Source organism: Micrococcus sp. EWR3.9.1 (genome assembly GCF_052615555.1).
Genome location: NZ_JBQXFD010000002.1, coordinates 49,346 through 69,476 on the forward strand (window position 1 = coordinate 49,346; position 20,131 = coordinate 69,476).

A 20,131-nucleotide genomic window follows, 5' to 3' on the forward strand; every position below is an offset into this window, starting at 1 on the left:
TGCCGCCATGAGTCAGATCGCGCCCGAGAGCCCGCACCCGGACACCGACGCCGTCGTGGGGGACGTCACCGGCCGACAGGGCGGGGGGTTCACCTGGGATCCCGCGCAGTACGAGGGCTTCGCCGAACACCGCGCCCGCCCCTTCCACGACCTGGTGGGGCGCGTGCGCGCCGAGGCCCCGCGCGTCGTGGTGGACCTGGGCTGCGGCCCGGGGACCCTGACCCGGACGCTGGCCGAGCGCTGGCCGGACGCCGAGGTGATCGGTCTGGACGACTCGCCCGCCATGCTGGAGCGGGCCCGGGAGCAGGCGGCCCGCACGGGCGCCCCCGCCAACCTGCGCTTCGAGGCGGTCGACGCCTCGCAGTGGCGCCCGTCGGGGGCGACGGACGTCGTGGTGTCCAACGCGATGCTCCAGTGGATCCCGACGCACCGTCGCCTGATCCGGCGCTGGCTCGGGGACCTCACGCCGGGGGCGTGGTTCGCGGCGCAGATCCCGCGGCCCTACGAGCAGCCCTCCCACGCGGCGATCGTGGCGCTGGCGGAGGACCCGGCTTTCTCCGAGCCGCTGCACGGGGTGGCGACGACCCGCACCGTGGCGCCGCCCGAGGAGTACACGCGGCTGTTCCTCGAGGCGGGGTGGTCCCCGGTCGTCTGGGAGACGGAGTACCAGCAGGTGCTGACGGGCGAGGACCCGGTGTTCCGGTGGACCTCCAGCGCGGCCCTGCGACCGAGCCTGCAGGCCCTGGCCCGCTGGGACGCCGAGGAGGGCGCCGCCGAGGGCGCCGGGCTGCTCGAGGCGTTCGTGGACCGGTACCGCGCCGCCATGCGCGAGGCGTACCCGCCGGTGCCCGGTGTCACGGCCGACGACGGCGGCCCGGTCACGATCTTCCCGGCCCGGCGCCTGTTCATGGCGGGGCAGAAGCCGGCCTGACGCCGGGCCCGGGACCGCCCGGGCGCACCGTCACCAGCCGCGCTCGGCCCACTCCGGCAGGTGGGGGCGCTCGGCGCCCAGGGTCGTGGAGGCGCCGTGGCCGGGGTGGACCACCACGTCGTCGTCGAACGCGTCGAAGATCCGATCGCTCACGTCCGTGAACAGCTGACGGAACCGGCCGTCGTCGCCCTCGGTGTTGCCCACCCCGCCCGGGAAGAGGGAGTCGCCGGTGAAGAGCACGGCCGGCTCGTCCGCCTCGGGGCGGCACACCAGCGCGATGGACCCGGGCGTGTGGCCGCGCAGGGCCACCACCTCGAGCCGGAGCCCGTCCGCCCCCACGGTGTCCCCGTGGCGCAGGCGCACGTCGGGGGCGACCCCCGTGGCCTCGGCGATCGCGTCGGCGTCGTCCTCGCCGGCCGCCGTGCGGGCCCCGGTCAGGGAGGCCAGCGCCGGCAACGCGCGCACGTGGTCCCAGTGTCGATGCGTGGTGACGATCATCTCGAGGCGCGGCTCGCACGGGGTGTCGTCCGCGGCCGAGGCGATGAGGTCGCGGATGGCCTCGGCCTCGGCGGCGGCGTCGATCAGCACCTGCGCCCCCGTGGTCTTGGAGGTGAGCAGGTACACGTTGTTGTCCATCTCCGACACGGAGCAGGTGCGCACCGTGACGGCGGGCAGATCGTGCAGGAGGCGGTTCCGGGCGGTCTCGGGCATGCGCAACAGTGTACGGACGGGGCGGTGAGGCGCCAGGGCGGGCCCGGCCCGCGGTGGGTTCGCCCACAGGCGAGACCCCGGTGTCGTGTCCGTACCCGCCCCTATGCTGGCCGCGTGCCCAAGAACTCCTCCACCACCGTCTCCTCCGCCGTCGAGGCCCACCCCGGCGGCCTCGCCTCCGGCCCCGGCGGCGCGCGCTCGGGCGAGCGGGACCGCATCGTCGTCCAGGGCGCCCGCGAGCACAACCTGAAGGACGTGGACGTCAGCTTCCCGCGGGACGCCATGGTCGTGTTCACGGGCCTGTCCGGCTCGGGCAAGTCCTCCCTGGCCTTCGACACGATCTTCGCCGAGGGCCAGCGACGCTACGTCGAGTCGCTCTCCTCCTACGCCCGCATGTTCCTGGGCCGGGTGGACAAGCCGGACGTGGACTTCATCGAGGGCCTGTCCCCGGCCGTGTCCATCGACCAGAAGTCCACCAACCGCAACCCGCGCTCCACGGTGGGGACCATCACCGAGATCTACGACTACATGCGCCTGCTCTGGGCGCGCGTCGGGGTGCCGCACTGCCCGCAGTGCGGCGAGCCGGTGAGCCGGCAGACCCCGCAGCAGATCGTGGACCAGCTCGAGGAGCTGCCCGAGCGCACCCGCTTCCAGGTGCTCGCGCCCGTGGTCCGCGGCCGCAAGGGCGAGTTCGTGGACCTGTTCCAGGACCTGTCCACGCAGGGCTTCGCCCGCGCCGTCGTGGACGGGGAGACCGTCCAGCTCTCGGACCCGCCCGTGCTGAAGAAGCAGGTCAAGCACACCATCGCCGTCGTCGTGGACCGCCTGGCCATGAAGGAGGGCATCCGCCAGCGCCTCACCGACTCGGTGGAGACCGCCCTGAAGCTGGCGGACGGCCTCGTCGTCGCCGAGTTCGTGGACGTGGAGCCGGTCGCCGAGAAGGGCAGGAAGAACACCGCGGAGTTCGGCGGGCGGGACGCCGAGGGCAACCCCCGGTACCGCTCGTTCTCCGAGAAGCTCTCCTGCCCCAACGGGCACGAGCAGACCGTGGACGAGATCGAGCCGCGCTCGTTCTCCTTCAACAACCCGTTCGGCGCGTGCCCCGAGTGCACCGGCATCGGCTCCCGCCTGCAGGTGGACCCGGACCTCGTCGTCGCCAACGACGAGCTGTCCCTGCGCGAGGGCGCCGTCGTGCCGTGGTCGCTGGGCAAGTCCACCTCGGACTACTGGCTGCGCGTGCTCGGCGGGCTGGGCAAGGAGATGGGCTTCTCCCTGGACACCCCGTGGAAGGACCTGACGGAGGCGGAGCGCGACGCCGTCCTGAACGGCAAGGACTTCAAGGTGGAGGTGACGTTCCGCAACCGGTTCGGCCGCGAGCGCCGCTACACCACGGGCTTCGAGGGCGTCATCCCCTACGTGATGCGCAAGCACGGGGAGACCGAGTCGGACGGCGCCCGCGAGCGCTACGAGTCGTTCATGCGGGAGATCCCGTGCCCGGCGTGCCACGGGGCCCGCCTCAACCCCACGGTCCTGAACGTGCTCGTGGGCGGCCTGTCCATCGCGGACGCCACCCGCCTGCCCATGCGCGAGGCCATGGAGTTCTTCTCGGGGCTGCGGCTGACGGACCGGGAGCGGCAGATCGCGGACCAGGTGCTCAAGGAGATCCTGGCCCGGCTGGCGTTCCTGCTGGACGTCGGCCTCGAGTACCTCAACCTCGAGCGGCCGGCCGGCACCCTCTCCGGCGGCGAGGCCCAGCGCATCCGCCTGGCCACACAGATCGGCTCCGGGCTGGTCGGCGTCCTCTACGTCCTCGACGAGCCGTCCATCGGCCTGCACCAGCGGGACAACCGCCGCCTCATCGAGACCCTCCTGCGCTTGCGGGACCTCGGCAACACCCTCATCGTCGTCGAGCACGACGAGGACACGATCGCCGAGGCGGACTGGATCGTGGACATCGGCCCTCGCGCGGGCGAGCACGGCGGCGAGGTCGTGCACTCGGGCTCCCTGGCGGATCTCAAGGCGAACACGCGGTCCGTCACCGGCGACTACCTCTCCGGCCGCCGCTCCATCGCGGTGCCGGAGCGGCGTCGCGTCCCGGAGAAGGGGCGCGTGCTGACGGTCCGCGGCGCCCAGGAGAACAACCTGAAGGACGTCTCGGTGGAGGTCCCGCTCGGGGTCCTCACGGCCGTGACGGGCGTGTCCGGCTCTGGCAAGTCCACGCTGATCAACGAGATCCTCTACAAGGTCCTGGCCAACCGGCTCAACGGCGCCAAGCTCGTGCCCGGCCGGCACCGGTCCGTGGAGGGACTCGAGCACCTGGACAAGGTGGTCCACGTGGACCAGAGCCCCATCGGGCGCACGCCACGCTCCAACCCCGCCACCTACACGGGCGTGTTCGACGCGATCCGCAAGCTCTTCGCGGAGACCCCCGAGGCGAAGGTCCGGGGCTACCAGCAGGGCCGGTTCTCCTTCAACATCAAGGGCGGGCGCTGCGAGGCGTGCGCGGGCGACGGCACGCTGAAGATCGAGATGAACTTCCTGCCGGACGTCTACGTGCCGTGCGAGGTGTGCCACGGGGCCCGGTACAACCGGGAGACGCTCGAGGTCACCTACAAGGGCAAGAACATCGCCGAGGTCCTCGACATGCCGATCGAGGAGGCCGCGGACTTCTTCAGCGCGTACACCCGCATCTCGCGGTACCTGGACACGCTCGTCGACGTCGGTCTGGGCTACGTCCGCCTGGGCCAGCCCGCCACCACGCTCTCGGGCGGCGAGGCCCAGCGCGTGAAGCTGGCGGCCGAGCTCCAGAAGCGCTCCAACGGCCGCACCATCTACGTGCTGGACGAGCCGACCACGGGGCTGCACTTCGACGACATCCGCAAGCTCCTGCACGTGCTCCAGTCCCTCGTGGACAAGGGCAACACGGTGCTCACCATCGAGCACAACCTCGACGTGATCAAGAGTGCCGACCACGTGATCGACCTCGGCCCCGAGGGCGGCTCCGGCGGCGGCACGATCGTGGCCACGGGCACGCCGGAGGAGGTCGCGCGCGCCGCCGAGAGCCACACGGGCCGGTTCCTCGCGGAACTGCTCGCGTAGCATGGACCCCGCCCACGCAGGACGCGGACGAAGGAGAGCCATGGCGACGTCGGAGCCCGTGCGCAGGAGCGCCGCCGCGCTCCTGCGGCTCACCTGCCGCCCCGAGGTCGTCGGCATGGAGCACGTCCCTGCGCGGGGCCCCTTCGTCATGGCCTCCAACCACCTGTCCTTCGTCGACTCGGTGATCCTCCAGGCCCTCGCCCCCCGCCCGGTCCACTTCTTCGCCAAGGAGGAGTACTTCACGGGCACGGGCCTGCGGGGCCGCGTCCGGCGGCGGTTCTTCGAGTCCGTGGGCTCCGTCCCCGTCCGCCGGGGCGAGCAGGCCGCCTCCGTGGCCGCGCTCGAGTCCCTCGTGGGCCTGCTCGAGTCCGGCCAGGGCGTCGGCATCTACCCGGAGGGCACCCGCAGCCGCGACGGCCGCCTCTACCGCGGCCGCACCGGTGCGGCCTGGCTGGCCCTGGCCACCGGCGCACCCGTGGTGCCCGTGGGCCTCGTCGGCACGCAGCACCTCCAGCCGCCGGACACGAACGGCTTCCGTCCCCACCGGTTCTCCGTGCGCGTGGGCGCGCCCCTGGACTTCGGCCACCCCGGGCGTCGACACACCCTGCCGCAGCGCCGCGACGCGACGGCGGCGATCATGGACGCCATCGGCGCGCTCTCGGGGCAGGAGCGGGTGGACGCCTACAACGCCGCCCCGGGTGCCCGTGGCTGATCCGGCCTCCTACCGCCCGGCTCCGGGCGAGATCTCCACGTCGCCCGGCGTCTACCGCTTCCGCGACGCGGACGGACGCGTCGTCTACGTCGGCAAGGCGAAGAACCTGCGCGCCCGCCTGAGCTCCTATTTCCAGGACCCCGCCCGGCTGGCCACCAAGACCCGGGCCATGGTGTTCACGGCGGCCGCGGTCGAGTGGACCGTCGTCGGCTCCGAGCTGGAGGCGCTCCAGCTCGAGTACACGTGGATCAAGGAGTATCGCCCCCGGTTCAACATCATGTACCGGGACGACAAGTCGTACCCCTACCTGGCCGTGACCATGAACGAGCAGTTCCCGCGCGTCCAGGTGATGCGCGGCGACCGGAAGCCCGGCGTGAAGTACTTCGGCCCGTTCCACCCGGCCAAGGCGATCCGGGAGACCGTGGACCTGATGCTGCGCGTCTTCCCGGTCCGCACGTGCTCGGCCGGCGTGTTCAAGCGGGCCCGCGCCCAGGACCGGCCGTGCCTGCTCGGCTACATCGGCAAGTGCTCGGCGCCCTGCGTGGGCCGGATCAGCCCGGCGGACCATCGCGCGCTGGCCCAGGACTTCTGCGACTTCATGGCCGGGGATGCGAACCGGTTCATCCGCGAGCTGGAGAAGGCCATGGCCCGCGCCGTCGAGGAGCTGCGCTACGAGGACGCGGCCCGGCTGCGGGACGACATCGCCGCGCTGCGCCGCGTGTTCGAGCGCAACGCCGTGGTGCTGCCGGAGAACACGGAGGCGGACATCTTCGCCCTGCACGCGGACGAGCTGGAGGTCGCGGTGCAGGTGTTCCACGTCCGGCAGGGTCGCATCCGCGGCCAGCGCGGCTGGGTCATGGAGCGCGTGGAGGACGTCGCCGAGCCGGAGATGGTCGCGCACCTGCTCCAGCAGGTCTACGGCGACCTCGAGGGGCCGGAGCGCATCCCGCACGAGATCCTCGTCCCGGTCGAGCCCGACGACGCCGCGCAGCTCACCGAGTGGCTCTCGGGCCTGCGCGGGTCCCGGGTCGCCGTGCGCGTGCCCCGGCGGGGCTCGAAGGCGGACCTCATGGAGACCGTCCGGGAGAACGCGGAGATGGCCCTCAAGCTGCACAAGTCGCGGCGGTCCGGGGACCTCACCACCCGCTCCGCCGCCCTGCGGGAGCTGCAGGAGGCCCTGGAGGTCACCGAGCCCCTGTTGCGCATCGAGTGCTACGACATCTCCCACTCCCAGGGCACCAACGTGGTCGGCTCGATGGTCGTCATGGAGGACGGGCTGCCGAAGAAGAAGGACTACCGCCGCTTCAACGTCACGGGGGAGGCCGCCCGGGACGACACGGCGTCCCTGCGCGACGTCCTGCGGCGCCGCTTCGCCCGCCTGGCCAAGGAGCGCGCGGAGGGCGCCCCGCTCTCCGGTCAGGTCGAGGGGGACGATCAGGAGGCGGGGCACCGCTTCGCGTACCCGCCCTCGCTCGTGGTGGTCGACGGCGGCCCGCCCCAGGTGGCCGCGGCCGCGGCGGTCCTCGCGGAGCTGGGCCTGGACGACCTGCCCGTGGTCGGGCTGGCCAAGCGGCTCGAGGAGGTGTGGCTGCCGGGCGACGAGTTCCCGGTGGTCCTGCCGCGCACCTCGGAGGGCCTGTACCTGCTCCAGCGCATCCGTGACGAGTCGCACCGGTTCGCGATCGCGGGCCACCGCAGCCGGCGGTCCAAGGCGATGACCGTCTCCGCCCTGGACGGGATCCCGGGCCTGGGCCCGGCCAAGCGCACCGCGCTGCTGAACCACTTCGGCTCCGTCGCCGAGATCCGGGCCGCCGGCGTGGACCGGCTGACCGAGGTCGCCGGCATCGGGCCGCGGCTGGCCGAGGCCGTCCACACGGCGCTCACGGCCGACACGCCCGCGGATACAGTGGAGTCATGACCGAGGAGACCCTCCAGCCGGAGAAGCCGCCGACATCCGAGGTGCTCGTGATCGCCGGGATGTCCGGCGCCGGACGGACCACCGCCGCGCACGCGCTCGAGGACCACGGCTGGGACGTGGTGGAGAACATGCCGCCGGCCCTGTTCGGCACGCTGGCCGAGCTCATCGCCCGCTCGCCGGAGGCGTTCCCGCGCCTGGCGATCGTGGTGGACGTGCGCTCGCGCTCCTACTTCGAGGAGCTGTACGCCGCCCTGCAGCACCTGGCCAACAGCGGAGTGGAGTATCGCACCGTGTTCCTCGATGCGGAGGACCACGTCCTCCTGCAACGCTTCGAGGCCGGCCGCCGCCCCCACCCGATGCAGGGCAACGCCCGGCTGCTGGACGGCATCCGCGCGGAGCGGGACGTCGTCGAGCCGCTCAAGGCGCGTGCCGACGTCGTGGTGGACACCACCGAGCTGAACGTGCACGGCCTGGCCACGGAGATCACCGAGCTGTTCTCGGAGTCCGGCCCCGTCACGCTGCGCCTGACCATCATGAGCTTCGGGTTCAAGTACGGCGTCCCGGCGGACGCGAACTTCGTGGCGGACATGCGCTTCATCCCCAACCCCCACTGGGTGCCGGCGCTGCGTCCGCACACGGGCACGGAGGCCGCGGTCGCGGACTACGTGCTCTCCCGCCCCGGTGTCGAGGACTTCCTGCGCGCGTACGTCGCCATGCTGGGGCCGGTGTTCGAGGGCTACCGGCGGGAGAACAAGCACTACGCCACGCTCGCCATCGGCTGCACGGGCGGCAAGCACCGCTCCGTGGCCGTCGCCGAGGAGCTGGCCCGGCGCCTGGCCCAGGTGCCCCACGTGACGGTGCACGTCCAGCACCGGGACATGGGGCGCGAATGACGTCCCCGCTCACCGGCCAGCTGCCCCTGCCGCCCGGGATGGGTTCGGAAGGGCGCGGGGTGGGCGCCGGCATGTCCCGCCCCACGGCCCGGGTCACCGCCCTCGGCGGCGGCCACGGCCTCTCCGCGTCCCTCGCGGCCCTGCGGCACGTGGCCGGGCACCTCACGGCCGTCGTCACGGTGGCGGACGACGGCGGCTCCTCCGGCACCATCCGCCGGGAGATGGCGGTGCTGCCGCCCGGCGACCTCCGCATGGCGCTGGCCGCCCTGTGCGACGACACCGACTGGGGTCGGACCTGGGCCCACGTCATGCAGCACCGCTTCCGCTCCACCGAGGTGCCCGCGGACCAGGCCACCCTGGACAACCACGCGCTCGGGAACCTCCTGATCGTCGCCCTCTGGGAGCTGCTGGGCGACCCGGTGGACGGGCTGCGCTGGGCCGGCGCCCTGCTGCGGGCGCACGGCGAGGTCCTGCCGGTCTCGCGGGTGCCGCTGACCATCGGCGGGGACGTGCTCAGCGCCGGCCCGGACGGCCGCCTGCGCACCCGATGCGTGGAGGGCCAGGTGGCCCTCGCGGTCGCCGCGTTCGAGGGGCGCGTCACCGACGTCCGCCTGAGCCCGTCCGACGCCCCCGCCACCCCGGAGGCGCTCTCGGCGATCGAGCTGGCCGACTGGGTGGTGCTCGGACCCGGCTCGCTGTACACGTCGGTGCTGCCGCACCTGCTGATGCCGGACGTGCGCGCGGCCCTCGCCGCCACCACCGCCCGGCGCCTCATGGTGCTGAACCTGCGCACGGGAGACCAGGAGACCACCGGCCTCACCCACGCCGACCACCTCAAGGTGCTGCGCTCCTATGCGCCGGACCTCCGGCTGGACGTGGTGATCGCCGACGTGGACGCGGTCACCGACCGGGCGGCGGTGGAGGCCGAGGCGGCCCGGATGGGCGCGCGCGTGGCGTTCAGTAGAGTGAGCAGTGCCCAGGATCCCCAGGTCCACGACCCGCTGCGCCTGGCCGTCGCGATCGACGAGGCGATGACCCACTGACGCGCGCACCTCGCCGAGAAGGAGCACGAGCATGGCGCTGACCATGACCCTCAAGGAGGAGCTGGCCCGTGTGCCGGTCGCCGCGACCCCGGAGCGGCGGGCGGAGACCGCGGCGATGCTGCGGTTCGCCGGGGGCCTGCACCTCGTGGCCGGCCGCGTCGTCGTCGAGGCCGAGCTGGACCACGGCGCCAGCGTGCGCCGCCTGCGCGCCGCCATCACCGAGCTGTACGGCCTGGCCCCGGAGATCGTGGTGGTCTCCGGCGGCAACCTGCGCCGTGGTCAGCGGTACGTGCTCCGGGTCGTGCGCGGGGGAGAGGACCTCGCCCGGCAGACCGGGCTCATCGACCAGCGGGGGCGGCCCGTGCGTGGCCTCGCGCCGGTCCTCGTCAGCGGGACGACGGCGGCCACCGCCGCCGTGTGGCGCGGGGCCCTGCTGGCCCACGGCTCCCTCACCGAGCCCGGCCGCTCGGCGGCCCTCGAGGTGACCACGCCGGGCCCGGAGGCCGCGCTCGCGCTGGTGGGGGCCGCGCGTCGGCTCCGCGTGGCGGCGAAGGCGCGCGAGGTGCGTCAGTCGGACCGCGTCGTGGTCCGCGACGGCGAGGCGATCGCCACGCTGCTCGCCGCCGTCGGCGCGGAGCAGACCGCGACCCTCTGGCGCGAGCGGCGCGAGCGCAAAGAGGTCCGGGCCACCGCCAACCGCCTGGCGAACTTCGACGACGCCAACCTGCGCCGTTCCGCCCAGGCCGCTGTCACGGCCGGGGCGAAGGTGGAGCGGGCCCTCGAGATCCTCGGGGACGAGGTGCCCGACCACCTTCGCTACGCGGGACGGCTGCGCCTCGAGCACAAGCAGGCCTCCCTCGACGAGCTCGGCCGCCTCGCGGACCCGCCGATGACCAAGGACGCCGTCGCCGGGCGCATCCGCCGGCTACTGGCCATGGCGGACAAGCGGGCCGCCGAGCGGGGCATCCCCGGGACGGACGCGGCCTCCGAAGGCTGAGCGCGGGATCACCGTCGACGGGATCTGGCCCCGGCGCTCCGCCCCCGATCACAATGGAGACGGACGGAATACGCCGCCGAGACGCGAGGTTGCCCGAGGTGGAGGCCGAGGGCGTCCTGCCCGCAGCCTCGCCTGACCAAGGAGGAAGCATGACCGAATACACCCTTCCGGAGCTGGACTACGACTACGCCGCGCTGGAGCCGCACATCTCGGCCCGCATCATGGAGCTGCACCACTCCAAGCACCACGCCACGTACGTCAAGGGCGCGAACACCGCCCTGGAGAAGCTGGCCGCCGCGCGTGAGGCCGGCGACTTCGGCTCCGTGAACCAGCTGTCGAAGGACCTCGCCTTCAACCTGGGCGGGCACACGAACCACTCGATCTTCTGGAAGAACCTCTCGCCGGAGGGCGGCGACAAGCCGACCGGCGAGCTGGCCGCCGCCATCGACGAGTACTTCGGCTCGTTCGACCAGTTCCAGGCCCACTTCACCGCCGCCGCCCTCGGCATCCAGGGCTCCGGCTGGGCCGTGCTGGCCTACGAGCCCATCGGCGGCAACCTGGTGATCGCGCAGTTCTACGACCAGCAGAACGGCGTGCCGGTCGCCACCATCCCGCTGTTCCAGCTGGACATGTGGGAGCACGCCTTCTACCTCGACTACCAGAACGTCAAGGCGGACTACGTCAAGGCGATCTGGAACATCGTGAACTGGGCCGACGTGCAGGCCCGCTTCGAGGCCGCCCGCGCCGGCGCCTCCGGCCTGATCCTCCCGGCCTGATCCACACCGCGCACCGGGGCGCTGACGTCGTGGCCCCACGACGTCAGCGCCCCGATGCGGGGAGGGGCTCGGCGCTCCGGCCCTGTCCCCACCGCGCGCCCGGACCGGGCGCGACCGCTCGACCGTACCGCCCCGGACCCACCGCCACGGGGACCACGCAACGCGAACTAACGAGAGAGACCACCATGACCAAGATCGCCATCAACGGCTACGGCCGCATCGGACGCAACATCGTGCGCGTGCTCAGGGACCGCGGCCACGAGAACCTCGAGCTGGTCGCGGTGAACGACCTCGCCGACCCCGAGGACCTGTTCTGGCTGACCCAGTACGACACCATCCTGGGCCGCTACCCGGGCGAGCTGGAGCGGACCGAGAAGGGGTTCCGCATCGACGGCCGCGACGTCGCGTTCTTCCAGGAGGCCGACCCGACGAAGCTGCCGTGGGGTGAGCTCGGCGTGGACCTGGTCATCGAGTGCACCGGCATCTTCACGACCGGCCCCAAGGCGCAGGCCCACCTCGACGCGGGGGCCAAGAAGGTCCTCATCTCGGCCCCCGCCAAGGAGGTCGACGGCACCTTCGTGATGGGCGTGAACGAGCACACCTACGACGCGGAGTCGATGCACATCGTCTCGAACGCCTCGTGCACCACGAACTGCCTGGCCCCGATGGCGAAGGTCCTCAACGACGAGTTCGGCATCGTGGACGGCATCATGACCACGATCCACGCGTACACCGGCGACCAGAACCTGCACGACAACGTGCACAAGAAGGATCGCCGTCGGGCGCGCGCCGCGGCCCAGAACATGGTGCCCACCTCCACGGGCGCGGCCAAGGCCATCGGCGAGGTCATCCCGGAGCTGAAGGGCAAGCTCGACGGCTTCGCCATGCGGGTGCCCACCATCACCGGCTCGGCCACCGACCTGACCGTGGAGCTGACGCGCCACGTGGAGGTCGAGGAGATCAACGCGGCGTTCAAGAAGGCCGCGGAGTCCGGTCCGCTGCAGGGCCGCCTGGTCTACTCGGAGGACCCGATCGTGTCCTCGGACATCATCACCTCCCCGGCGGCGTGCACCTTCGACGCCCCGCTGACCAAGTCCATCGGCCAGACCGTGAAGATCATCGGCTGGTACGACAACGAGTACGGCTACACCTCCCAGCTCATGGACTTCGCAGACCTCATCGGCTCGAAGCTCTGAGCCCGCACGGCGCCCGACGGCCCGGGCCGACGGTTCCTCCGTCGGCCCGGGCCGTCCCCCTAGACTGCACCGTGAACCGACCCCGCTCCGGCACCCCAGGAGGCATCATGCCCGCATCGACCCTCAACGATCTGCTCGAGGCCGGCGTCGCCGGCCGCACCGTGCTCATCCGGTCCGACCTGAACGTCCCGCTGGACGGGGACACCGTCACCGACGACGGCCGCATCCGTGCCTCGCTGCCCGCGATCCGGGACCTGGCGGAGGCCGGGGCCCGCGTGATCGTCATGGCCCATCTGGGCCGCCCCAAGGGTGAGCCCGACCCCGCGTACTCCCTCCGTCCGGTCGCCGCGCGCATGGCCGAGCTGCTGGGCGCCGACGTCGCCCTGGCCGCAGACGTGACCGGGGACGACGCGCGCGCCCACGCCGCCGCCCTGCAGGACGGCCAGGTGCTGCTGCTGGAGAACGTGCGCTTCGACGCCCGCGAGACCTCCAAGGACGATGCCGAGCGCGCCGCACTCGCCGGGGAGATGGCTGCCCTGGCCGGCGCGGACGGTGCCTACGTGGGCGACGCGTTCGGCGCGGTCCACCGCAAGCACGCCTCCGTGTTCGACGTCGCGGCGCAGCTGCCGGCCTACCAGGGCCCGCTGGTCGCCGCCGAGCTCGAGGTGCTCACCCGCCTGACCGAGTCCCCGGAGCGGCCCTACGTCGTCGTGCTGGGCGGGTCGAAGGTCTCGGACAAGCTGGCCGTGATCGACAACCTGCTGGACAAGGCCGACATGCTGCTGATCGGCGGCGGCATGCTCTTCACCTTCCTCAAGGCGCAGGGCCACGAGGTGGGCGCCTCCCTGCTCGAGGAGGACCAGCTCGACACCGTTCGCGAATACCTGCGCCGTTCCGAGGCCGGGGCCGCCCGCATCGTGCTCCCCACGGACATCGTGATGGCCTCCGGCTTCGCGGCCGACGCCGAGCACGAGGTCCTGGCCGCGGACGCCCTCACCTCGGGCGCGCACGGCGCGTCCGCCATGGGCTTGGACATCGGCCCCGAGACGGCCCGGGCGTTCGCCGAGCAGATCCGCGGCGCCCAGACCGTGTTCTGGAACGGCCCCATGGGCGTGTTCGAGTTCCCGGCCTTCGCGGAGGGCACCCGGGCGGTGGCGCAGGCCCTCACCGAGGCCTCCGCGGCCGGCGGCCTGTCGGTGGTCGGCGGCGGCGACTCCGCGGCGGCCGTGCGCACGCTCGGCTTCGCCGACGACGCGTTCGGCCACATCTCCACCGGTGGCGGCGCCTCCCTCGAATACCTCGAGGGCAAGGAGCTGCCGGGCGTCACCGCCCTGGCCGGCGAGGGGCGGGCGTGAGCATGGCGGAGCAGACCACGCGCGTGCCGCTGATCGCGGGCAACTGGAAGATGAACCTGGACCACCTCGAGGCCGTCACCCTGGTGCAGCGCCTCACGTGGCTCCTCTCGGACGCGGACCATGACCAGGAGGCCGTGGAGGTCGCGGTGTTCCCGCCCTTCACGGGCCTGCGGTCCGTGCAGACGCTCGTCACCGGCGACCGCCTGGACCTCGTCTACGGCGCGCAGGACCTCTCGCCCGAGGACGCCGGCGCCTACACGGGCGACGTCTCCGGCGCGTTCCTGGCCGCGCTGGGGTGCCGTTACGCGATCGTGGGCCACTCCGAGCGCCGCACCCTCCACGGGGAGGACGACGCCCTCGTCGCGCGCAAGGCCGCCGCGGCCCTGCGCCACGGCCTCACCCCGGTGATCTGCGTGGGCGAGGGCCTGGAGGTGCGCCAGGCCGGCCGGCACGTCGAGCACACGCTCGCCCAGCTGGAGGGCTCCATCGCGGGCCTGTCGGCGCAGGACGTGGCCGGCGTCGTCGTCGCCTACGAGCCCGTGTGGGCGATCGGCACGGGCGAGGTCGCCGGCCCCGAGGACGCGCAGCAGATGGGCGCGGCCCTGCGCGCCCGCGTGGCTGCACTGCACGGCGACGACGTCGCCGCCGGGCTGCGGATCCTCTACGGCGGTTCCGTGAAGTCCTCCAGCGCGCCGGCCCTGCTGGCGCAGCCGGACGTGGACGGCGCCCTCGTGGGCGGCGCCAGCCTCGACGCGGACGAGTTTGCTAGGATCGTCCAGTTCGACCAGGCCTGATCCGTCCGGCCCGACCGACCGCATTCTCCGTGACGGCCCCGGCGTGCGCCGGGGCCGCACCTCGACCCGAGGAGCCCTCCCGTGGACGTCCTGACCCTGGCCCTGCAGATCCTCGTGGTCGTGCTCAGCGTGGTCATCGTGCTGCTCATCCTGCTGCACAAGGGCCGCGGCGGCGGCGTCTCGGACATGTTCGGCGGTGGCGTGACCACCTCGATGAGCTCCTCCGGCTCCGCCCAGCGCCTGCTCACCCGCCTGACCGTCGGCTCCGTGGTCGCCTGGGGTGTCGTGATCGCGCTGCTCGGCGTCCTGCCGCGTCTGGCCATGGAGTCCTGAGGCCGCCCCGCCGGGCCACGATGCGAACGCCCCGCACGGATGTTCCGTGCGGGGCGTTCGCGCGTCCCGGGCTGGTGCGGCGCCGGGTGCTGCTCAGCGCTCGGAGGCCTGCACGGGGGAGAGGTCCGTGCGCGGCAGGCCCCGGTGGAGCACGGCGCCGAAGACCTCGTCCGGGTCCAGGCGGCGCAGCTCCTCCGCCAGGCAGTCCTGGATCGTCCGGCGTGGCAGGGAGATGCGCTGCACCGGCCTGCCCTGCTGATAGAGCCGGGCCACCTGCGAGTGCGAGCGGGAGAGCACCACGTCCCCGTCCGTGCACCGCAGGCGCACCGCACGGATCCCGTGGCCGGCCTTCGAGTGCGCGATCGTCACCGGCACCTTCAGGGCCAGGGTGAGCCACGCCGCAAGCAGCATGGTGCTGGGGGAGTCCGGCGCCCCGTCCACCGTCACCGAGCGCAGGGTGGCCACGTCGAGCGTGTCGAAGATGCCGGCCACCTGGATCCGCCACAGCGTCAGGCGCGTCCAGGCCAGGTCGGTGTCGCCCTCATGGTGGCCCGCGCGCAGAGCCCACAGGGCGGGCTCGGCCGCGGACGCCGATGCCGTGTCCGTGATCCGGCGGTGGGCCAGGCGACCGAGCGCCGTCGCCGAGGGGACCTCGGGCGGCACCCCGGGCCACCACGCGACGATGGGCGCATCGGGCAGGAGCAGCCCGGAGACGAGCGACTCATCGGCGTGGGCGTTCTCCCCGGCGCACCACAGCACCACGACGTCGGAGGCGCCGGCGTCGCCGCCGACCCGGATCTCGGCGTCCAGGCGGGTGGGTGCCGCAGGGTCGCCCAGGGCCAGGACGATGATGCGGCACGGGTGCTCCAACGAGGCCGCGTTGGCGGCCTGGACGGCGGACTCGATGCCGGCGTCGTCCGTGCTGATCACGAGCGTGAGGACGCGGCCGAGGGTCACGACCCCGCTCTTCTCGCGCAGCTGCGTGATGCGCTTGGCCACCTGGGAGGTGGTGGTGTCCTGCATGCGGATCTTCACGGGCGCCTCCAGCTTCGTCCGTCGCGGGCCATGAGGGCGTCGGCCGAGGGCGGGCCCCACGTGCCCGGGGCGTAGGGCTCGGGCTGGGTGCCCAGGCTCGCCCAGTGCTCCTCGAACGGGTCCACGATCCGCCAGGACAGCTCCACCTCGGCCTGACGCGGGAACAGCGGCGGCTCCCCGAGGAGTACGTCGAGGATGAGCCGTTCGTACGCCTCGGGGGAGTCCTCGGTGAAGGCGTGGCCGTAGCCGAAGTCCATCGTGACGTCGCGGATCTCGGTCTGCGTGCCGGGCACCTTGGACGCGAAGCGGATGGTGACGCCCTCGTCCGGCTGCACCCGGATGACGATGACGTTCTGCCCGAACTCGTCCCCGTCGTGGACGGGGAACAGCAGGTGCGGGGGCTTCTTGAAGACGACGGCGATCTCCGTCACCCGCCGGCCGAGGCGCTTGCCGGCCCGCAGGTAGAACGGGACGCCCTGCCAACGGCGCGTGCGGATGCCCACCTTGAGCGCGGCGTACGTCTCCGTGACGGACGCCGGGTTGAAGCCCTCCTCGTCGAGGAAGCCCGTGACCTGCTCGCCGCCCTGCCAGCCGGAGGTGTACTGGCCGCGGGCGGAGGCCCCCGCGAGTCCCTCGGGCGTGTCCGGGACGGTCACGGCTTCGAGAACCTTCTCCTTCTCCGCGCGCAGGTGGTCCGCGTCGAACGAGATCGGCTCCTCCATCGCCGTGAACGCGAGCAGCTGCAGGAGATGGTTCTGGATGACGTCGCGGGCCGCGCCCACGCCGTCGTAGTAGCTCGCCCGTCCGCCGATGCCGATGTCCTCGGCCATCGTGATCTGGACGTGGTCCACGTGCTCCGCGTTCCAGAGCGGCTCGAACATCCGGTTGGCGAACCGGAACGCGAGGATGTTCTGCACCGTCTCCTTGCCGAGGTAGTGGTCGATGCGGAACACGGCGTCCGAGGGGAAGACGCGCTCGATCACGGCGTTGAGCTCCTGCGCGCTGGCCAGGTCGTGGCCGAAGGGCTTCTCGATGACCACGCGGCGCCACGGGCCGTCGGCCGGCTGGGACCGGTCGGCCAGGCCCTGGTCGGCCAGGTGGCGGGAGACGGCCTCGAACCAGTCCGGCGGGATGGAGAGGTAGAACGCGGTGTTCCCGCGCGTGCCGCGTGAGGTCTCGAGCTCGGCGAGCACCTCGTCCAGACGGACGTAGGCCGCCTCGTCGTCGAACGCGCCGGAGACGAAGCGCAGGCCGCCCTGGAACTGGTCCCACACGGTCTCGTCGAACGTGGTCCGGGAGGAGGCTTCGACGGCGGCGCGCACGTAGTCGGCGAACTCCTCGTCGGACCAGTCGCGGCGACCGAAGCCGACGAGGGAGAACGCCGGCGGCAGCAGGCCGCGCTGGGCCAGGTCGTACATGGCCGGCAGGAGCTTCTTCTTCGCCAGGTCGCCCGTCACGCCGAACAGCACGAGCGCCGACGGGCCCGCGATGCGGGTCAGGCGCCGGTCACGGGGGTCGCGCAGCGGGTTGCGGGGGACGGTCCGGGACTCACCGGCCACGGACGGCGCTCCTCAGGGCCTCGATGCCCGCGTCGCGGCGGCGCAGGTGCAGGGTGACCACGGGGCGGCCGAGATCGCCCAGCACCCGGGCGTCGCCCGCTGCCTGCGCGGCGATGAGCCTGCCCAGGGAGAACGGGCGGCCGGGCACCTCGAGGTCCCGGCCGGCGTCGCCGGTGATCTGCAGGAACACGCCGACGGCCGGGCCGCCCTTGTGGAACTGCCCGGTGGAGTGCAGGAACCGCGGACCCCAGCCGAACGTGACCGGGCGGCCGACCAGGTCCGCCAGGTCTGCGCGCAGCTCCTCGAGCTCGGCGTCGTCATGACGGGAGAGGTAGGCGTGGACCGCCAGGTAGCCGTCCTCGGGCACCAGCGCCGCCGTGGCGCGCAGCACGCCGGCCAGGTCCGGGGCAGAGGTCACGGACGCCGGGCCGGAGACCTCGACGCCCTCCACCTCACCGTCGGCCGTCCGCTCGGCGGCGGGGCCGTCCAGCAGGGTGCGCGCGGCGGCCTTGGCGGCCTCCACGTCCGGCTGGTCGAAGGGGTTGATCCCGAGCAGGCGGCCGGCCACCGCGGTGGCCACCTCCCACAGCAGCAGCTGGGCGCCGAGCGAGCCGGCGACCTGCACGCCGTGGCCCGGGGCCGCGACGTCGTCCTCGCCGACGAGCTGCACCTGCAGCAGGTCGGGGGCGTCCCACACGGTCTCGGGGTCGCCGGGGGCGACGACGACGGGCAGCAGCCCGGTGCCGTCCTTGCCCGTGGACTCGGCGATCAGCTGCTCGATCCAGGCCGGCAGTCCGGCGATGCCGGACCCGTGGTCGGCGAAGACGAGCTTGTCGCGCGGCGGCTGCGTGCCGCCCAGGGCCGCGCCGAGCTGCAGGCCCGGGTTGTCCTCGTCGTCGGCGGTCAGCAGGTCGAGCACGGCCTCCGCGTCGTCCAGCAGGGCCGCGACGTCCACCCCGGCCAGGCCGGTGGGGACCAGGCCGAACGCGGTGAGAGCCGAGAAACGCCCGCCCACGGTCGGGTCCGCGGTGAAGACGGCGCGCCAGCCGGCGGACTCGCACGCGGCGTGCAGCGGCGAGCCCGCGTCCGTGACGGCGACCAGGCGGGTGCGGGGGTCGATCCCGGCGTCGCGGAACGCGGCCTCGACGACGCGGCGCTGCGAGTCGGTCTCCACGGTGGAGCCGGACTTGGAGGAGACCACCAGCACGGTCCGCTCGAGGTCGCGCTCGAGGGCACGGGAGACCTGCAGCGGGTCCGTGGAGTCCAGGACCTCGAGCTCGACGCCGGCCGTCGCCGCGATCACCTCGGGGGCCAGGGACGAACCGCCCATGCCCGCCAGGAGCACGCGGTCCACGCCCTCGGCGCGCAGCTCCCGGGTCAGCTGGGCGATGTGCGGGACGAGGGCGCGGGAGTCCTCGAACAGGTCGATCCAGCCGAGCCGCTTGGCGGCCTCGTCGCGGGCCGGCGCCCCCCACAGGTCGGCGTCCTGCGCCCCGAGGCGGGAGGCGACGCGGTCCTGGAGGAGGGCGGGCAGATGGCGGTCGATCGCCTCGAGGGCGGCTCCGGTGGCGGTGAGGCCGAGGGTGCTCATGGGGGGTCCTTCCGTGCGCGTGGCGAGCGGGCGGCGGGGTCGGGGGGCGGGTGCGGTCAGCGATGGGCGTCGAGCCCGGAGCGGACCGAGCCGAGCAGCTCGTCCCACGCGGCCTCGAACTTCTCCAGGCCCTCAGTCTCCAGCACGTCCACGACGTCCTGGTAGGACACGCCTGCCGCGCCGACCGCGTCGAGCAGGGCATCGGCCTCGGCGTAGGCGCCCGTGACGGTGTCCGCCGCGATCACCCCGTGGTCGGCGACCGCCTCGAGGGTCTTCTCCGGCAGGGTGGTCACGGTGTGCGGTGCCACGAGTTCGGTGACGTACAGCGTGTCCGGCAGGGCGGGGTCCTTGACGCCGGTGGAGGCCCACAGGGGCCGCTGCACGGGGGCGCCGGCCGCCTCGAGCAGGCGCCAGCGCTCCGAGTCCAGGGCCTGCTCGAAGGCTCGGTAGGCCAGGCGCGCGTTGGCGACGGCGGCCCGGCCGGTCAGCGCCTCGGCCTCGGGGGTGCCGATCGCGCGCAGCCGCGCGTCGACCTCCGTGTCCACACGGGAGACGAAGAAGGAGGCCACCGAGTGGAGGCGGCGGACGTCGTGCCCGTTCGCCCGGGCCTTCTCCAGGCCGGTGAGCCAGGCGTTGAGCACCCGGCGGTAGCGGGGCAGGGAGAAGATCAGGGTCACGTTCACGCTGATGCCCGCGCCGAGCACGTCCGCGATGGCGGACAGGCCCTCCACGGTCGCGGGGATCTTCACCATGAGGTTGGGACGGTCGACGGCCGCCGCCAGCTCGCGGGCCTGCGCCACGGTGCCGGCGGCGTCGCGGGCCAGGCGCGGATCGACCTCAAGGGAGACGAAGCCGTCCGCCCCGCCGGTGCGCTCGTGGACGGGCGCGAGCACGTCGGCGGCGCGGCGCACGTCCTCGGTCGTCAGGGCGACGACGGCCTCGTCCACCGAGGCGCCAGCCGCGGCGAGTTCGCGCAGCTGTCCCTGGTAGGCGCCCGCGTCCGCGAGGGCGACCGCGAAGATGGACGGGTTCGTGGTGACGCCGGTGACCGAGCGGGTGGCGATCAGCTCTTCGAGCGTGCCCTCGTCCAGCCGCGTGCGGGAGAGGTCGTCGAGCCAGATCGACACACCGGCCTGGGCCAGCGCGGCGGTGTTCGGGTTCTGCGGGGTGCTCATGGTCTGCGGGTGC

The 20,131-nt window shown here is 73.2% G+C and carries 17 protein-coding genes; 12 read left to right on the top strand and 5 right to left on the bottom strand.

Annotated elements, in window-relative coordinates; translation table 11 throughout:
• Positions 1-7: 7 nt before the first annotated feature.
• On the top strand, positions 8-931 hold the full coding sequence (locus ACUJ8O_RS01830) for a methyltransferase domain-containing protein (RefSeq protein ID WP_145950710.1): 924 nt from the start codon (positions 8-10) through the stop codon (positions 929-931).
• A 30-nt stretch (positions 932-961) separates the two neighbouring features.
• On the opposite strand, the gene ACUJ8O_RS01835 is transcribed toward ACUJ8O_RS01830, so the two are convergent.
• The gene (locus ACUJ8O_RS01835) at positions 962-1,642 is read right to left on the bottom strand and encodes an MBL fold metallo-hydrolase (RefSeq protein WP_036315309.1); all 681 of its coding nucleotides are present in this window, start codon (positions 1,640-1,642) and stop codon (positions 962-964) included.
• 114 nt (positions 1,643-1,756) lie between these two features.
• Between ACUJ8O_RS01835 and uvrA the strand changes: the two genes are divergently transcribed.
• From uvrA to secG, 11 genes are all read left to right on the top strand, one after another.
• On the top strand, positions 1,757-4,741 hold the full coding sequence (gene uvrA / locus ACUJ8O_RS01840; protein ID WP_144820062.1) for an excinuclease ABC subunit UvrA: 2,985 nt from the start codon (positions 1,757-1,759) through the stop codon (positions 4,739-4,741).
• Between the two features lie 40 nt (positions 4,742-4,781).
• Complete coding sequence (locus ACUJ8O_RS01845; protein WP_036315306.1) at positions 4,782-5,453, top strand: lysophospholipid acyltransferase family protein; 672 nt, start codon at positions 4,782-4,784, stop codon at positions 5,451-5,453.
• The gene (gene uvrC / locus ACUJ8O_RS01850) at positions 5,446-7,371 is read left to right on the top strand and encodes an excinuclease ABC subunit UvrC (protein ID WP_201749632.1); all 1,926 of its coding nucleotides are present in this window, start codon (positions 5,446-5,448) and stop codon (positions 7,369-7,371) included. The genes ACUJ8O_RS01845 and uvrC overlap by 8 nt, the downstream gene beginning before the upstream one ends.
• Positions 7,368-8,264, top strand: a complete 897-nt coding sequence (rapZ, locus tag ACUJ8O_RS01855; RefSeq protein WP_036338578.1) for an RNase adapter RapZ — start codon at positions 7,368-7,370, stop codon at positions 8,262-8,264. Before uvrC ends, rapZ begins: the two co-directional genes overlap by 4 nt.
• Positions 8,261-9,307, top strand: a complete 1,047-nt coding sequence (locus tag ACUJ8O_RS01860; protein WP_049147872.1) for a gluconeogenesis factor YvcK family protein — start codon at positions 8,261-8,263, stop codon at positions 9,305-9,307. The genes rapZ and ACUJ8O_RS01860 overlap by 4 nt, the downstream gene beginning before the upstream one ends.
• Before the next feature lie 31 nt (positions 9,308-9,338).
• A complete protein-coding gene (gene whiA, locus ACUJ8O_RS01865; protein WP_036338572.1) occupies positions 9,339-10,304 on the top strand; it encodes a DNA-binding protein WhiA in 966 nt (321 codons plus the stop codon).
• Between the two features lie 149 nt (positions 10,305-10,453).
• On the top strand, positions 10,454-11,080 hold the full coding sequence (locus tag ACUJ8O_RS01870) for a superoxide dismutase (RefSeq protein WP_251679525.1): 627 nt from the start codon (positions 10,454-10,456) through the stop codon (positions 11,078-11,080).
• A gap of 185 nt (positions 11,081-11,265) precedes the next feature.
• Positions 11,266-12,276 (top strand): type I glyceraldehyde-3-phosphate dehydrogenase, encoded by a 1,011-nt coding sequence (gene gap, locus ACUJ8O_RS01875; protein WP_036315293.1) that lies wholly within the window; start codon positions 11,266-11,268, stop codon positions 12,274-12,276.
• A gap of 107 nt (positions 12,277-12,383) precedes the next feature.
• Complete coding sequence (locus ACUJ8O_RS01880; protein ID WP_251679524.1) at positions 12,384-13,631, top strand: phosphoglycerate kinase; 1,248 nt, start codon at positions 12,384-12,386, stop codon at positions 13,629-13,631.
• Between the two features lie 2 nt (positions 13,632-13,633).
• Positions 13,634-14,425 carry a triose-phosphate isomerase gene (gene tpiA / locus ACUJ8O_RS01885; protein ID WP_155933097.1) on the top strand — a complete coding sequence of 264 codons (792 nt, stop codon included), beginning with the start codon at positions 13,634-13,636 and terminating at the stop codon, positions 14,423-14,425.
• Between the two features lie 81 nt (positions 14,426-14,506).
• Positions 14,507-14,758 (top strand): preprotein translocase subunit SecG, encoded by a 252-nt coding sequence (gene secG, locus ACUJ8O_RS01890; RefSeq protein ID WP_155933095.1) that lies wholly within the window; start codon positions 14,507-14,509, stop codon positions 14,756-14,758.
• Positions 14,759-14,851: 93 nt separating this feature from the next.
• Here the strand turns inward: secG and ACUJ8O_RS01895 are convergent, their stop codons facing one another.
• The 4 genes from ACUJ8O_RS01895 to tal are packed head-to-tail and all read right to left on the bottom strand — an operon-like array spanning position 14,852 to position 20,118.
• On the bottom strand, positions 14,852-15,793 hold the full coding sequence (locus ACUJ8O_RS01895) for a glucose-6-phosphate dehydrogenase assembly protein OpcA (protein WP_010078714.1): 942 nt from the start codon (positions 15,791-15,793) through the stop codon (positions 14,852-14,854).
• Positions 15,790-17,352, bottom strand: coding sequence for a glucose-6-phosphate dehydrogenase (zwf, locus tag ACUJ8O_RS01900; RefSeq protein WP_036338562.1), 1,563 nt, complete (start codon positions 17,350-17,352; stop codon positions 15,790-15,792). Before zwf ends, ACUJ8O_RS01895 begins: the two co-directional genes overlap by 4 nt.
• The gene (locus ACUJ8O_RS01905; protein WP_159305522.1) at positions 17,342-18,943 is read right to left on the bottom strand and encodes a glucose-6-phosphate isomerase; all 1,602 of its coding nucleotides are present in this window, start codon (positions 18,941-18,943) and stop codon (positions 17,342-17,344) included. Before ACUJ8O_RS01905 ends, zwf begins: the two co-directional genes overlap by 11 nt.
• Before the next feature lie 56 nt (positions 18,944-18,999).
• Complete coding sequence (gene tal / locus ACUJ8O_RS01910; RefSeq protein WP_036338557.1) at positions 19,000-20,118, bottom strand: transaldolase; 1,119 nt, start codon at positions 20,116-20,118, stop codon at positions 19,000-19,002.
• Positions 20,119-20,131: the final 13 nt, after the last annotated feature.

Bases quoted from the DNA above. Each gene is read 5' to 3' on its own strand.
- ACUJ8O_RS01830 (WP_145950710.1), top strand. From the start codon at position 8: ATGAGTCAGATCGCGCCCGAGAGCCCGCACCCGGACACCGACGCCGTC.
- ACUJ8O_RS01835 (WP_036315309.1), bottom strand. From the start codon at position 1,642: ATGCCCGAGACCGCCCGGAACCGCCTCCTGCACGATCTGCCCGCCGTC.
- ACUJ8O_RS01845 (WP_036315306.1), top strand. From the start codon at position 4,782: ATGGCGACGTCGGAGCCCGTGCGCAGGAGCGCCGCCGCGCTCCTGCGG.
- rapZ (WP_036338578.1), top strand. From the start codon at position 7,368: ATGACCGAGGAGACCCTCCAGCCGGAGAAGCCGCCGACATCCGAGGTG.
- ACUJ8O_RS01860 (WP_049147872.1), top strand. From the start codon at position 8,261: ATGACGTCCCCGCTCACCGGCCAGCTGCCCCTGCCGCCCGGGATGGGT.
- whiA (WP_036338572.1), top strand. From the start codon at position 9,339: ATGGCGCTGACCATGACCCTCAAGGAGGAGCTGGCCCGTGTGCCGGTC.
- ACUJ8O_RS01870 (WP_251679525.1), top strand. From the start codon at position 10,454: ATGACCGAATACACCCTTCCGGAGCTGGACTACGACTACGCCGCGCTG.
- gap (WP_036315293.1), top strand. From the start codon at position 11,266: ATGACCAAGATCGCCATCAACGGCTACGGCCGCATCGGACGCAACATC.
- ACUJ8O_RS01880 (WP_251679524.1), top strand. From the start codon at position 12,384: ATGCCCGCATCGACCCTCAACGATCTGCTCGAGGCCGGCGTCGCCGGC.
- tpiA (WP_155933097.1), top strand. From the start codon at position 13,634: ATGGCGGAGCAGACCACGCGCGTGCCGCTGATCGCGGGCAACTGGAAG.
- ACUJ8O_RS01905 (WP_159305522.1), bottom strand. From the start codon at position 18,943: ATGAGCACCCTCGGCCTCACCGCCACCGGAGCCGCCCTCGAGGCGATC.
- tal (WP_036338557.1), bottom strand. From the start codon at position 20,118: ATGAGCACCCCGCAGAACCCGAACACCGCCGCGCTGGCCCAGGCCGGT.